Origin of the sequence: Paenibacillus pini JCM 16418, assembly GCF_000576305.1 — a bacterium.
GTDB lineage: Bacteria > Bacillota > Bacilli > Paenibacillales > Paenibacillaceae > Paenibacillus_AQ > Paenibacillus_AQ pini.
The window spans coordinates 105,351-121,286 of sequence record NZ_BAVZ01000004.1 but is presented as its reverse complement, the minus strand read 5'-3'; the positions used below and the strand labels follow the sequence as shown (position 1 = coordinate 121,286).

The window sequence follows — 15,936 nt, the reverse complement described above, 5'->3', positions numbered from 1 at the left end:
TTCCCAAAAATGAGGGAAGGCAGCTTCTTTTTGTTTTGGATTGATGCACGCTGCTGCATACATATTGTAAATCACTCATTGTCTAATTTTTATCAGGATGGTAGTATACAGGGAAAATGTGGAGGGTTGATAAATATAAGAGTTGAAAGCCCTTAGAAATGCAGAATATCAAACAGAAGGTTTGTGCTCACATGATAAAGAAAAGTATTAAAAATAAAATCATTCTTTCCTTTTTACTAGTTTTGATTCTTCCAACAACAATCATCAGCATTACGTCTTATCGTATTTCGGTCAATATACTGGAAGAAAAATTAAGTGATTCCTTTAATTCAAATCTAAGCTTTATTGGGGATAATATCGAAAAAGAACTGGAAGAGTGGGAGCATATTTCTAAATTCATTAACGGAAATCCAGTGATTCGAAATGTGATGATGACTTCTTATGGTAATGACCTTGAATATTATTATGACATGAAGCGTGTTGATCAAGAACTTGAAACGTATTCCATTAATACGAATATTTTTGCCTATGTCTCATCTCTAGTAATCCTAGGCAATAATGGGAGAAATATTTTATATGGTGAGGATGCTAACAGTTTAGATCTCGAACGAATCAAAGAACAGCCGTGGTTCAAGGAAGTTAATAGCATGAACGGAAAAGTCATGTGGCTAGGCATTCATAAAAACATCGCCAATTATCGGGTACAAAATCAAAGTGTTGTTGCACTCGGACGAGCGATTAAAGGCGATAAGAACAATAAATTTATCGGTACGCTATATCTAACCTTCAAAGAATCCTATTTCACTGGACTGCTTAAGAACATTAAATTATCAGAAGGTGGGAGATTATACATTGTAGATAACTTGGACCACATTGTATTTGATTCCGAGAATAAATTAATGAATGAACCATTTCCGGGAATGGCAGAAATAAGGGAGCATCAAAATAACGATTATCTATTTACCAATGGCAATAAGGAGGGACAGCTTCTTCTAGCACAAGTTCCAATCAAAAACTATGACTGGCGTGTTATTGAAACAATCCCTTATTCTTCGCTTAAGAATGGTACCGATAAGATATTTAAGAACACTATAGGTATATTTCTAATTTCATTCATTATAACCTCCATCATATGGTTATTTGTATCCTCCCATATTGTAAGTCCCATACGTAAATTAACCGATTCGATGAAGAAGGTTCAGGAGGGAGACTTAACCGTAAGGGTTGATATTGAGCGTCCAGATGAGGTAGGAATTATGAATAAGCATTTTAATTTTATGATTAAGCGGATTCAGGAATTATTTCATTCTAATTTGGAGGAACAAGAAAAGAAGAAAAATGCGGAGTACAAAGCGCTTCAAGCGCAGATTAACCCACATTTTTTGTACAATACGCTGAATACGATTCGCTGGATGGCCATTATTCAAAAATCAGATAACATACGAGAGGTTGTCGAAGTACTCGGAAGATTATTGAAGAATACGATTAAGCATGATGGTCCCTTTGTAAGAGTGGAAGAGGAATTATCGAACTTGAAGGATTATGTTTACATTCAGAAGATTCGATATAACAACAACTTCGATGTGAAATATGATATTCAAGATGAGATATTAGCCATGCCATGCGTTAAATTCATTCTACAGCCTATAGTTGAAAATGCTATATTTCATGGTATAGAACCGAAAGAAGATCCTGGTGGGGAAATCCTTATCTCGATGAAGTACCTGAATAATCAACTTATGATTCGAATTCGAGATAATGGCGTCGGGATGTCAAATATCTTGCTGGAAGAACTGAATCATCGTATGATACTTGATGTACATAGTGGTGGTATCGGTATGATGAATGTGAAAGAACGATTAAAGTTGACGTATGGAGAAGAAAGCGCTTTTATTATTCGGAGCGAAAAAGATATTTTTACGGAGATTGAAATGATCATACCCGTTACTTTAACTAACATAGAGTTATATGAATAGAACGAGGTGATATAAGTAATGTACAAGGTAATGATCGTTGATGACGAAATGTTAGCTAGAGTAGGGATTAAGTCGTTGATTCGTTGGGAAGATAATGGATTTATCGTTGCTGGCGAAGCTGAGAATGGGAAAAAGGCTTATGAATGGCTAATCGAAAATCCAGTGGATATTGTCATCACAGATATAAAAATGCCTATCATGAACGGCATAGAATTAATCTGTAATGTTCGCGAGATACATCCTGAAATAAAGTTTATTGTTCTTAGTTCTTTCGATGATTATGAATATGTCAGAGAAGCTTTGAAGAATGGAGCAGAAGATTATTTCATTAAATTGCAGATGGAACCCGATAAACTCTTGGATCAATTAAAGAAGATTGCAGAGAAGCTGGATCATGAGAATGTCGAAAAGAAACAAACTTCGGAGAATAATCGAATAAGAAATAAAGAACTTGTATTACTACGAGAAAAGCTCTTAAAAGATTTAGCATATGGTTGGATTCATACTGAATCTGAATATTTACAAAGAACAAGAGAGGCGGAACTGGATCTGCCAACCGGTTTTAAGATTTCTCTTATGTTTCATACCGATGGAATGGAAGTCTATGAACGATATGGGGATGACGAAGTTCATCTATTGAATTATGCAATTCTTAACATTCTAAATGAAATATCATCTGAATATAAAAATTCCTTTCCCGTGTCTACACACCCTAAGGAATTTTTGGTTTTATATTTTGTCAATCCAAATCTCGACATCGAACAGACCTTGGAGCAGGCTTATCATTTGGCTGATACGATGAAGTTCGCGCTTAAAAAATATTTAAATTTTTCCGTTTCCATTGCTGTAAGCGAACCTGTCCAAACATTTCTTGATATCAAGCATAGTTACAAACAAGCAACTGAAGCTCTAAGCTTGCGATATGCATATTCTGATGGAAGCACGATTTCCTATAGAGATATCAAATCTCTTAACCGAACGTTGGAGTCGACAGAGATTACGAAAGAAATACGCAATCTGGAGCTATCTCTGAATCGATATGAGGATAATAATGTTATAAAAGTGATGGGGAATATACGGAGATTACTAGGGAATCTGAATGTTCATTCTTTAGATAGTTTAAAGGTTTATTGCGCGCCTATCGCATTTCTTCTAGCTTCAAGGTGGGGTGAGGATGCATCCGTATGGATGGACACACATTTGAAGCTTATGGATAAATGTAATACGAAGTCAGATATGATGAAGTGGCTTGAACGTCTCCAAGAGGCCTGGGTAGAAGGAACAGGTTCCTTATCGGATAATTCCAGACTTATTAATTCTGCCATGAGGTTCATCATACGTAATTATTCTAACAGTGTGACTCTTGAATCTGTAGCTGAGTTTCTACAACTCTCACCATCCTATTTAAGCAACTTGTTTAAAAAAGAGACGGGGCAAAACTTTATTGATTATCTGACTAACATCCGAATTGAACAGTCTAAAAAATTACTTCGAACGACAGAGCTGAAAATTTATGAAATAGGTCATATGGTTGGATATGAGAATGAGCATTATTTTAGTCGAGTATTTAAAAAAGTAGTGGGATGTTCTCCTTTTCACTATAAGACGGATACGAGGATATAGTCAAAACGCGGCAAGGATAAAAATCCGGCTGCGTTTTTTGATGTGCTCTTTTGACAAAGGAACTGCACTCAAGTTACAAATCGTAAATTTGTGCATCTTTTCATTAAAAAGTGTATCTCATTCTAAAATGCCAAATCACCATATAATAAGAACTTAAATAAAGATATCAGATCATTAAGATGTGCATGTAAGCGTAGGGAATTGATCTTTATAATTCAAAGGGAAGCAGTAGTTAAATGAGATGGAGGGGTCATAATGGGTCTAAAGAAAAAGAGACAAGCCTTTGTTGTAATGCTAGTCAGCATGATGTTAATGACGGCTTGTGGCAACACAGCCAGCACGCAATCAGATCAAAAGGAAGCACCTGATAAAGGCACAGAGAAAGAAAGAGTGGTAACGGTTTATGAAGATGCAAAACGAGCAGAAAGTGATGAAGTCAAAAAAGAACTCGCTGATTTCACGAAAGAAACAGGAATTAAAGTAGAACTAAACATCGTACCGGGTGATGGAGTCGAAGTCTATAAAAAGATTGATATTGATATGATTTCCGGTGAAAAAACGGATGTCATCCGTCTCTCCAATCCAATTCTAATTGATAAATATGGATCCAACGGATGGCTCTATCCGTTAGATGAACTGATGAAGAAGGAAAATTATGATTCTGCAAAAGTGTTTGGCAAATATCTACCTAAATTTGCAGATAACAAAACGTATGTATTACCGGATCAAGCAGGGAAATGGGCGGTCTATTACAACAAGAAAATTTTTGACGATGCTGGAGTAGCTTATCCTTCGGGTGACTGGACATGGGATGATTACATTGCAACAGCCAAAAAATTAACAAAAGCAGATAAAGGAATCTATGGTTCCTATATGTTAGATTACGATAATTACATGTACATGTTAGCAAGACAATATGATGTAAACGGTTATAAAGAGGATGGAACTTCTAATTATGATGATCCAGCCTTCAAGAAAGCATTACAGTTCTTTGGAGACCTTGGGAATGTTGAAAAAATCCAGCCTAGTTGGTTAGAATTCAAATCTAAAAAGCTCTCATGGGATGGATTTATGTCAGGTAATTATGGAATGCACTTTATCGGTACTTGGTATACCAATCAATTTAAGGATAAGAAGACTTATCCAAGAGATTGGAAAGTAGGAATAACACAAATTCCGGTTCCTGCTGACGGGAAAGGAAATAATAATTTTGGTATCGTAGCAGGTTATGGTGTTAATAAAAATGCTGCACATCCAGAAGAGGCTTATACCTATATTAAATGGATGGCTGAGAATAGTTATAAATATGGTGGAAACCTACCCGCTCGTGTTGATTTGAATGATGATGATATCAAACAGCTTTTCAAAAAGACTTCGGATGAACTTTCTGGTGAAATTACGGTAGAGGATTTGGATAAAGCACTTATTTCGAATGATCTTGGCTTTGTAGATGAGAAGATCACAGGCGCTGGTTCCACGGAATATAGCAATATTATTCTACAAGAATCGGAGCTGTATTTGGTTGGTCAAAAATCATTAGACGATACAGTTGCATCGATCAAAAAACGCGCTGATCAAGCCATTAAGGATGCAGGTGGCAAGTAGATTTCATTCTAGAGAAGGATTCCCAAGGTGAATAACCAAAGGAATCCTTCATCCATCGTAAGGAGCTATTCAAATGAAAAGTAATGGAAAAACAGATAGACCTAGTATCCTAGCAAGAGTGTTACAAATAGGATATCGTGAAAAAGGTGCCGCTTTTGTCTTCGTGATTCCTTTTATGATTGGATTTCTTATTTTTAATATCATTCCAATGGTATATTCCGTTGTGATAAGTCTCATGGATTATAACTCCTTTAAACCAATGAATATGATCAAGTTTATCGGTTTTGATAACTATACGCGGTTATTTCATGATCCGATTGCATTAAATGCTTTTGGTAAAAGCTTTCTGTATGCTTTGTTCTACGTACCGGGACTCATCATTCTCTCTTTTTTACTGGCCATTCTATTAAATCGCACATTTGCGCTGAGAGGCATTACCCGAACCTTCATTCTCATGCCTTATGTAGCTAATGTGGTGGCAGTATCCATTGTATGGTCTATCCTTTTGGATCCGTTTGGAGGACCAGTGAATCAGATTATTGCAAAATTCGGAATTGAACCTCCACTATGGTTGAGTGGTGTGAAAACAGCACTCCCAACAATTGCTGGGATTAATATATGGCAAAGTTTAGCTTTTCAAACTATCGTATTTCTAGCTGCGATACAGGGAGTCAATAAAGATCTTTACGAGGCGGCAGATATCGATGGTGCAAGTCGTTGGAAGAGACTGTGGTCCATCACACTTCCTGTTATATCGCCAACTACATTCTTCTTAGTGATTACTAGCATCATTAGTTCTTTCCAAAACTATGCTTCGGTTAGAATGTTAACCAACGGAGGCCCGGGTACTTCTTCACGAGTTATTTCCTTGAATATTTATGAAGAAGCATTCACCTTGAACCATTATAGCTATGCATCAGCGCAAGCGATGATCCTGTTTGCTATTGTACTTGTCATCACGATTATACAATGGAAAGGACAAAAACGATGGGTACATTATTAAGAAAAAGTGTGTTTAACATCATTATGCTTGTCATTGGTTTGCTCATGGTCATTCCTTTTATTTTTATGATATCGGCCTCATTGAAGGCACCTGCAGACGTTTTTGTTAATCCAATGCAGATTATACCAGAGCATATCTATACGTTGAATTATGAGACGATATTTCATCATAAATATTATTTCCATTGGTATTGGAACTCCATTAGTACTGTGGTCTTAACCGTTGTTTTTCGTGGCCTTCTCGTGACGATGGCTGCGTATGCTTTTGCAAGACTCACATTCCCTGGTAAAAATATTTTGTTCTTATTTCTCATCAGTGCCATGATGATTCCTTCGGATACCACCATCGTAGCCAAATTTATGTTGTACAAGTATTTGGGTCTTATCAATACGCACTGGGTTATCATTCTACCCGCAGCATTTGATGTGTTTTTTATATTTCTACTTCGGCAGTTTTTTATGGGGATTCCCAAAGATCTTACCGAATCGGCATTAATTGATGGGGCATCCCATTATGGTATTTATTTTAAAATCATACTTCCCCTAGCGGTGCCAGCATTAATCACAATGGGACTATTTACTTTCATCTGGACTTGGAATGATTTTATTAGCCCCTTCATCTTTATTAATGATATTAATAAGCAGCTTGTAACGGTTGGTTTGGAGTATTTCCAACTCGAGGCAGGCAAGAACTATGCACTTCAAATGGCTGGAGCTTGCTTGATCGTATTAGTTCCAATAACTATTTTTGCTGCGCTTCAGAAATATTTTGTACAAGGCATAGCAATGTCAGGAATCAAAGGTTGATTCTTCTGTCATTGACATTGCTCCGTTAAGGAGGATTTAGACTACGATGTTAACTGAAAAGCTGCCGAAAATTTGGTATGGCGGAGATTATAATCCTGAGCAATGGGATGAAGCGACGATGGAAGAAGATCTGCGAATGTTCAAGCTCGCAGGTATTGATGTCGTGACGATTAACGTGTTCTCGTGGGCACGATCGCAGCGTGATGAACATATGTTTGATTTTACTTGGCTGGACAAAATCATAAAGAGATTAGCTCAGGACAACATTCGGGTATGCCTAGCTACAAGCACGGGCGCACATCCCGCCTGGATGGCAAAAAAGTACCCCGATGTGCTTCGAGTAGACTATAACGGACGTAAACGAAAATTCGGTGGACGACATAACTCCTGTCCAAATAGCCCGACTTACCGCAAATATTCAGTCATGATGGCGGCAAAGCTTGCCGAACGTTATCAAGAGGAGCCGATGCTATCCGCTTGGCATATCTCTAATGAGTATGGTGGATACTGCTATTGCGACACATGTGAGCATCAATTTAGGGAGTGGCTGGAGCAGCGTTATGGAACGATTCAGAAGCTGAATACGGCTTGGAACACTTCCTTCTGGGGCCATACGTTCTATGAGTGGGATGAGATTGTCGTACCGAACGCACTTAGCAGGAGTGGGACGGAAACCGTACGAACTTTCAAGGGATTTCCTTGGACTACCGACGTTTTCAGTCGGATAGCCTGCTGGAATGCTATCGGTTAGAATATGAACAATTAAAGATAGTGACTCCGAATATACCGATTACAACGAACTTGATGGGTACTTATCCCGAGCTGGATTATTTTAAATGGGCGAAGTATATGGATATTGTTTCTTGGGATAACTATCCTTCTATGGACACGCCGCTCAGCTTTACTTCGATGAGTCATGATCTGATGCGTGGTTTAAAGAGCGGCCAGCCGTTTATGCTTATGGAGCAAACACCAAGCCAGCAGAACTGGCAAGCCTATAATGGGCTGAAGCGCCCGGGCGTAATGCGATTATGGAGTTATCAGGCCGTAGCTCATGGAGCAGATACCGTGATGTTCTTCCAGCTGAGACGTTCGATTGGTGCATGTGAGAAGTATCATGGTGCGGTTATCGAGCATGTAGGTCATGAACATACACGTGTCTTCCGCGAATGTGCGGAGCTAGGTAAGGAACTGCAGCTATTGGGTGATCAAGTTATGAATTCTCGTGCAAGAAATCGGGTAGCTATCATCTTCGATTGGGACAATCGCTGGGCGCTGGAGCTATCGAGCGGGCCAAGTGTGGCATTAAATTATGTAGATGAAGTGCATAAATATTACGATGCGCTGTATCAGCTCAATATCGGGACAGATATCGTCAGTGTGGACGAAGATTTAACAGCTTATGATGTCGTAATCGCACCTGTGATGTATATGGTGAAGCCAGGTTTTGCGAAGAGAATCGAGGAATTTGTAGGTAATGGAGGAACGTTTGTATCAACTTTCTTCAGCGGTATCGTGAATGAAAATGATTTGGTTACCCTTGGGGGATACCCAGGTGAACTGCGAAATGTACTCGGCATTTGGGCAGAAGAGATTGATGCCCTGTATCCTGGACAGTCTAACCATATTCGAATGACTGAGGAAGTTGGCAGTCTCCATGGAAGTTACTCATGCGGTATTCTATGTGACATCATCCATGCAGAACATGCTGAAGTACTTGCCGAATATGGCGATGATTTCTACAGAGGCACGCCTGTTCTAACAAGGAATCATTACGGACAGGGGAAGGCATATTATGTGGCTAGTAGCCCAGAACAAGCATTTCTACAAGGATTACTTGAGCAATTGTGTACAGAGCAGGGTATTCAACCACTGCTGCATACTCCTTCTGGTGTAGAGGTCTCTGAAAGGGTGAAGGGGGACAAGTCGTATTTGTTCATCCTAAATCATAATGAAGATGAAAGGTCGTTCGATATTGGAGCAACGCCGAATCGAGAGCTTCTAACGGGTCGGTTTATATCGAATGAAGTTCACTTGGCAGGACGTGACGTCTTGATTCTCGAACGTTCAAGTTTCGTATAAAGCTATAGTATTAGAGGGAAATGAGGGATCTGTGAGTTGCTTGTGATGATCAAGCGCGCAGGTCCCATTCTTCAAAGCCAAGAGTGTCCATTTTATTTTCCAAATTATGAAAGCGCTTAATTTATATGGGGTGATTCTTTGAATAAGAAAAAAATCTTAATATGTTCTACGTTCATTGTAATTCTATTTAGTTCGATCATTGTCATTAAGCATTCAAACACAGTCAAGGGCGAGAGCTCCGTGCAAACGGAGAATATTGTGGCTTATGTCAATGAAATCCCTGTGGAGAAAGAGGAGATCCACTTAATCATGCAGTTATCTGGACGATCCGTAACGGAGGGTACGAATAAGCAAGAATTCAATGATCCCAAAGCAATCGAACGTATCTTAGAGATAAAGACGGCTCAACAAGCCGCTAAACAAATGGGAGTTGTCCAAGATATTTCGTTCTCTCATTTTCTGAAAGAGTTGGATATTGAAAATAAGAGAAGAGCAGATGCGATAAAACAAAAGGAAGTCCTGTATGGTCCGAAACAGTACTCCAATTTAACGTATTATGATTACCGCTATTCGGTAATGATGAATAATCTTAAATCAGCTTGGTCCAAACAAGATTTGGACATGAGCGAGCAAAAGCTAGTGGATTATTTTAATCAGAATCGAGAAGTATTGGCAAAAAAGCATGATACGATTCGGATTTATAAAATAAGTCAACCGAAGAAAGATTCGGAGCAAGCTAAACAGAAATTAAACGAAATCAAGAATAAACTGAATGGGAAAGCTACCTTCTTGAATCTCTATCGACAGTTAGAAAGTAAACAAGGATTAACCGGAACGGATACGATTCAAGAGAGTAATTATCGAGAAATTTCCAAGTATCGTAGTGAATACTATCAGCTTGTTAATGAATTGCCGATAGGACAAATTAGTGAAGTTATTGAAGATCAGGAGAGTTATTCTATTGTATTGGTTACGCAGCGAGAGCCAGGAGCTATAAGACCTTTGCCGATGTCCGAGAGGAGGTGATGCAGCAGTATATCGATGATCATTTTAAGTTGTATCTCAAACAACAGATCGAGAACGCGCAGCTTAAGATACAACAATAATGAAAGATATATTATGTCAACCTAGTTCAAGTTTACAACATAATTGTAGGAGGATATTTAGATGATGATGAAGTTATTCAGGAGCGCTAGTTTAATGTTGTTTATATTCGTTACAGGAGCGGTATTCTTTGCAGTGTCGGCTTCTGCTGCAACATATTATGTTGACTCGACAGGTGGAAATGATTCCAATACGGGTACAGATACAAGCACGGCATGGAAATCCTTAAGCAAGGTTAACTCGACTACGTTCCAGCCCGGAGATCGACTTTTATTAAAACGTGGGGGGAACTGGACGGGAACGCTATGGCCGAAGGGTAGCGGAACTACTAGTTTACCCATTGTAATAGACAATTACGGATCTGGAAACGCACCGTTTATCAACGGAAACGGGAACGAGTCTACCGTGTATTTGTATAATCAGCAATATTGGGAAATTAATAATCTAGAAATTACAAATAATAACGGTGCAAGCTCAAGACGAAATGGTATATACGTCGTGAATGAAAATGGTGGAACACTTAATCACATTCAGATTATGGGAAACAATGTACATGATGTATCTGGTAACAATGTTAAGGATGGCAACGGAAGTTCAGGCATTAAGATCCGTACGATAGCTGGCTCGGTAAAATCAAATTACCAAGATATTCGAATTGACGGAAATACAGTGGGACCCCGAGTAGATCGTACAGGAATCGATATCAATTCAGATTACTGGTGTAGAACGGATAGCGGCTGTCCGGGTACGAATAATTGGTATCCAAGTACAAATGTTATCATTTCAAACAACTATGTTACGGACGTAGGAGGAGACGGAATTGTTCCTATGGCTACTCAAGGTGCGGTAGTTGAATATAATACAGTTAATGGATTTAATATGCGATCAGGCACTGTAAATGCAGGGATATGGGCTTGGAATGCCGACAATACGACAATTCAATATAACGAGGCTTTCAATGGGCATACCTCACAGGACGGTCAAGGATTCGATATCGACTATGGCCAAACGGGTACCGTAGTGCAATATAATTACAGCCATGATAATGACGGAGGTTTTATATTGATTTGCCAACCAGGCAATGCAAAGAATGATGGAGGCATCGTTCGTTATAACATCAGTCAGAATGATAAGTCAAGAGTGTTTCAACTGTCCGGTCCTACGACGAATACTCAGGTGTATAACAACACGATTTATCTCGCCCCTGGAAGTTCAACGAGTCCAATATATGTGAATAGCTGGGATGGGTATACGAAGTCGATTTCTTTAACAAATAATATATGGATGCTTCAAGGAGCTGGCAGTTGGCAGGGACTGTCTAACATAAGCAATCTTACGTTTAATTATAATACGATTTATGGAGTCCATACATCCGGAGAGCCTGCCGATCCGAATAAATTAACATCAAACCCATTGCTGGCTGATGCAGGCAGCGGAGGAATAGGAAGAAACACAGTTAATGGATATAAGTTAGTATCAGGATCTCCTGCGATCGGAACGGGGACAGTCATTTCAAATCATGGAGGCAAGGATTACTTTGGAAATGCGGTTTCCTCCACTTCAGTACCAAACCGTGGTGCCTATAATGGACCGGGGGTTAGTGGCCCAGCGAATTTAATGAGTAATGGTGGTTTTGAACAAGGAAATTTGACGCCTTGGTCGAATTGGAACACAGCCTCAGTCATTAGCGGGAACGCGAAGAGCGGGTCTTACGCTGTTCAGTTGTCGGGTGGACCGGGATCTGCTGAACAAATTGTCAATTTGGAGCCGAGTAGTACCTACACACTTACAGGTTATGCAAAAACGGCAGATAGCAGTCAGCCCGTTCGAATTGGTGTGAAGAATTATGGTGGTACAGAGCAATATTCGGCTATCTCGAGTAGCAGCTATGCTCAAGCAAGTATTACATTTACAACGGGATCAAGTAATTCAACTGCGACGATTTACGTTTATAAGCCTTCTGGAAGTGCTAAAGCTTACGGTGACGATTTTATGATCACCAAAAATTAATACTACGTATTCAGTCAAGATTGCACAGTGTAAAAAACGTAAAAAAGGACAGCATTCCATAAGAATGCTGTCCTTTTTTACGTTAATATGAACTATTGATTCACCACACGCTCTTTTTGCTTGTTGAAGGCGATGAATGTGGCGAATAGCAACAGAATAAAGCCTGTGAAAATAAATCCTTCAACGATATTGAAGGGTAACCATCCAAGTACAGAAGATCCGGCAACAACTCCTAATGAGAAGAAGGCGTAGAAGTAACCGTAAGCTTTACCGCGAAGCTCAGATGGGGTTGCTTTGATGAGCATCGTATTAATTGATGGGAACAGCAGGGCAAATCCAACCCCATACAGACCCAAGACAAAGTAAAGTACAAGTGACGTCGTCGATTGACTAATCAGTAGCTGAGCGAGTCCCATTAAACCAATGCCTAGGGCTAAAGTAGTTGATGGACGAACACGATCGAAAATCCGATTCGTAGGGAGTACGAATACCAGAACAGCTATAATTCCAAAAGCGCTCATTAAAGTACCGCTTAATCTTGAATCGTATCCTAGATTTTGTACATGCAATGGTAATAAATAAGCGATTACGCCTTGGGAGAACATTAAGAAAAAAGCACCGCAATAGCTTTAATCACGCCAGAATTGAAGATAGAGCCAGAAGCTTGTGTGACGGTGTCAGTCTTTTCTTTCTTAACTGGCTTATATTTACTAAGAAATATGGCTGACAATATTGCTAGTATAAAGCCCATGATCGCTACACAAGTAAAAACAAAGGGTACAGAGTTTCTGCTTGCCATGATCCCACTGAAGGATGGCCCAATAATGGCGGCTAGTCCCACGAAAGTACCGGTGAAAGCTACCTTTTTGCCTTGATGTTCATTTACCGTCGTATTCGCAGAGAATGTAAATGCAGCAGGGACAATTAAGCCTGCAACAAAACCATGTATGATTCGAACGACAATCAATAGGGTCGGGGAATCGACGAAATGATACAGTAATAAGGAAAAGCTTGTTAAGATTAATCCGAACATAAGAATTTTGAAGGGACCAACCTTATCTGTCAGAATACCTGAAAGAATATTGCCAAATGTATTGGTTAAAGAGTACAGACCGACGACAAAGCCCACTATAAATGAACTAGACCCAACGGAAGCAGCAAATGTGCTCATGACGGGTAATTGTGCAAATAAATCAATAAATGAAAAGAACACGATACTGTATACGATGAGTCCGTAATTAAAAGGCTTTACGCTATATTGAGCTTGAGCTTTCTTCAGCTTCCATTCCAGTATAAAGTTACCGATTGGAATAAAAGCGGCGATTACAGCGGCAGCAGACCAAAGCGGGCTCCATTGCACTCGAATAGCAGCATATAGTATAGCGAGTGCATATAAAATGAAAATACCACCATGAATACTTCCCATGATCTTAACAGCAACGTCTATACCCCCAATATATTTCAAAGGCATAGCAATACAGAGTAATACTAATAATGAAATACCATCTAAAAGACCTGTCATACGTAAAATGAAAATCGGATGTGCTCGCACTTGTTTTGCTCCTAGTGTATATTGAACTGCGTATTCTATTCTAACATTGGATTAGGCATTTTCCCATGTGTGACCATTAATTTTCTGTGAAAATATCAAATCTCTTCTGGAATCTAAGGGGGATATTGGTTCAATATGAATACATTCTAGAAGTGTTAAAATAGAAAAGAGAGGGTGTTTGTGCCCCCTCTTGTTCGTTATTAATATAAACATTTATTACTTCTGAAATGCCTTATCTTCCTGCTCGCGAAGTTCAATTCTCCGTATTTTACCTGAAGAAGTTTTCGGCAGATCTTGGACAAATTGTATCTTACGTGGATACTTATAAGGGGCTGTCCATTCCTTAACATGGGATTGCAGCTCCTTCACTAGCTCTGGGGAACCAGAAATCTCATCCTTCAGTACGATAAAAGCTTTAACTATATGACCGCGAATTTCATCTGGACTTGCTACAACAGCACATTCTTTAACGGAAGGGTGCTTCATGAGCGCATCTTCGACTTCAAATGGACCAATCGTGTAGCCAGAGCTAATGATAATGTCATCTCCACGACCTTCGAACCAAAAGTATCCGTCCTCATCTTTTCGAGCTCTGTCGCCGGTTATAAAGTAATTTCCATTTGAGCAATTTTCTTTACGATCAGGATCTTTGTAGTAGGTTTGGAACAATGCCGGCATGCTTAAATGTACAGCGATATCACCAACAACTCCTGTAGGAAGCGGATTTCCTTTCTCATCAATGACTTCAACGATACCTTCAGCAATTGCTTTACCCATCGAACCTGTTCGAACAGGAGTATCCTTGAAGGTTCCGATGAGAAGGGTGCTTTCCGTTTGTCCGTATCCGTCCCGGATCGTAATATCGAAATGCTTTTGGAAGGTTTTGATGACTTCCTGATTTAGAGGCTCCCCCGCAGAGACCGCGCAACGCAATTTAGATAAATCATAGTTGTCCAAACCTTCTGTCTTCGCCATTAAACGATATTCTGTAGGCGTGCAGCATAAAACTTGAATGCCTTGATCTTGCAGCAGTTGTAAATATAGAGCAGGTTTAAATGATCCATTATAGACAAATCCAGTTGCACCATTTCCAAGTACGGTTAAGAATGGACTCCAAATCCACTTTTGCCAACCAGGGGCAGCCGTTGCCCAAACCGTATCGGTTTCGCGAATATCGAACCAAAGGGATGAAGTAATACGCAAATGAGCATAAGCCCAGCCATGACTATGGACAACGGCTTTAGGATTACCCGTTGTTCCAGAGGTATAGGCAAGAATTGCAATATCATCTCTATGACTGTCAACCGTTGCGAACGTATCCGCCTGACCATTCATCAATGTTTCAAGATCAACCCATTCCGAGCCGACGTTGCCATCGCCCGAAACGGAAAGACGGAAATCTAACGAAGGCATATCTTCCTCAATCTTATCAACTTCATGAGTACCCTCGGAAAAAGCAATCACGGCTCTAGCTTCAGAATGACGAAGACGGTAGGACAAATCCTTAGCCCGTAGCATTTCAGAAGAAGGAATGATGGCAAGTCCTTGTTTTAAACAAGCCAGATAGATAACATAAGTAATAATGCTCCGTGGAACCATGACCAATACTCGATCTCCCTTGTGGAGACCAAGTCCAGCTAAACCTCCTGCCAATTGATTGGCTTGCTTACGAAGATTTTCGTAAGTAATCTCTGTGCAATTACCTTCATCGTTTAACCATTTAAGCGCAACCTTATCTCCAGGATGCTGTTCCATTTCGGAAGTAAGGTTGTAACGTTCAGGTGCGATCCATTGTTGATTATCCAAAACAAACATCTCCTATATCATTTATTGGGTATAGTCTTTTATCTTATTATAATGTTTTAATAATATAGATACATCACTATTGTAATACATACTTAGTCTTAGTATACAGGTTCTATGGAAGAGAAATCGATAGCTTAAGTGTTAAAAGGCACCTAAAATAAATTGAAAGAGGGGGATCATCTTTGTCACGGTGATTTTCACCCCGGTAATATATTTCTATTAAATGGAAAACAACGGCTAGAGAGGGGGAATGCCCGGGCGAATTGTGAGAGGTCTTCCAACTTCCGGATATAGTTAACTTGATTAAGTAATAAATATATGTAACAATTATCCACGGACAATTACGTCAAATCATACATATAGTAACGG

The 15,936-nt window shown here is 39.5% G+C and carries 10 protein-coding genes and 1 pseudogene; 8 read left to right on the top strand and 3 right to left on the bottom strand.

What is annotated here, in order from left to right; all coding sequences use genetic code 11:
* Positions 1–191 precede the first annotated feature (191 nt).
* From JCM16418_RS07710 to JCM16418_RS07675, 8 genes and pseudogenes are all read left to right on the top strand, one after another.
* Positions 192–1,976: a sensor histidine kinase gene (locus tag JCM16418_RS07710; protein ID WP_158442416.1), complete on the top strand. Its 1,785-nt coding sequence runs from the start codon at positions 192–194 to the stop codon at positions 1,974–1,976.
* An 18-nt stretch (positions 1,977–1,994) separates the two neighbouring features.
* Positions 1,995–3,599, top strand: a complete 1,605-nt coding sequence (locus JCM16418_RS07705) for a response regulator (protein WP_036647357.1) — start codon at positions 1,995–1,997, stop codon at positions 3,597–3,599.
* A 255-nt stretch (positions 3,600–3,854) separates the two neighbouring features.
* On the top strand, positions 3,855–5,204 hold the full coding sequence (locus tag JCM16418_RS07700) for an ABC transporter substrate-binding protein (protein WP_052020122.1): 1,350 nt from the start codon (positions 3,855–3,857) through the stop codon (positions 5,202–5,204).
* Positions 5,205–5,277: 73 nt separating this feature from the next.
* A complete protein-coding gene (locus JCM16418_RS07695) occupies positions 5,278–6,207 on the top strand; it encodes a carbohydrate ABC transporter permease (protein ID WP_036647355.1) in 930 nt (309 codons plus the stop codon).
* The gene (locus tag JCM16418_RS07690) at positions 6,192–7,013 is read left to right on the top strand and encodes a carbohydrate ABC transporter permease (protein ID WP_036647353.1); all 822 of its coding nucleotides are present in this window, start codon (positions 6,192–6,194) and stop codon (positions 7,011–7,013) included. The genes JCM16418_RS07695 and JCM16418_RS07690 overlap by 16 nt, the downstream gene beginning before the upstream one ends.
* A gap of 46 nt (positions 7,014–7,059) precedes the next feature.
* Positions 7,060–9,095 (top strand): annotated as a pseudogene (locus tag JCM16418_RS07685) (beta-galactosidase).
* Between the two features lie 138 nt (positions 9,096–9,233).
* Positions 9,234–10,121, top strand: coding sequence for a peptidylprolyl isomerase (locus JCM16418_RS07680; RefSeq protein WP_036647351.1), 888 nt, complete (start codon positions 9,234–9,236; stop codon positions 10,119–10,121).
* Between the two features lie 141 nt (positions 10,122–10,262).
* On the top strand, positions 10,263–12,209 hold the full coding sequence (locus tag JCM16418_RS07675) for a carbohydrate binding domain-containing protein (RefSeq protein ID WP_052020121.1): 1,947 nt from the start codon (positions 10,263–10,265) through the stop codon (positions 12,207–12,209).
* 92 nt (positions 12,210–12,301) lie between these two features.
* On the opposite strand, the gene JCM16418_RS26605 is transcribed toward JCM16418_RS07675, so the two are convergent.
* The 3 genes from JCM16418_RS26605 to mbcS all read right to left on the bottom strand — a co-directional run bounded on the left by JCM16418_RS26605 (position 12,302) and on the right by mbcS (position 15,576).
* The gene (locus JCM16418_RS26605; RefSeq protein WP_306304758.1) at positions 12,302–12,814 is read right to left on the bottom strand and encodes an MFS transporter; all 513 of its coding nucleotides are present in this window, start codon (positions 12,812–12,814) and stop codon (positions 12,302–12,304) included.
* Positions 12,814–13,761, bottom strand: a complete 948-nt coding sequence (locus JCM16418_RS26600; protein ID WP_306304757.1) for an MFS transporter — start codon at positions 13,759–13,761, stop codon at positions 12,814–12,816. Before JCM16418_RS26600 ends, JCM16418_RS26605 begins: the two co-directional genes overlap by 1 nt.
* 216 nt (positions 13,762–13,977) lie before the next feature.
* On the bottom strand, positions 13,978–15,576 hold the full coding sequence (gene mbcS, locus JCM16418_RS07665) for an acyl-CoA synthetase MbcS (RefSeq protein ID WP_036647349.1): 1,599 nt from the start codon (positions 15,574–15,576) through the stop codon (positions 13,978–13,980).
* Positions 15,577–15,936 lie beyond the last annotated feature (360 nt).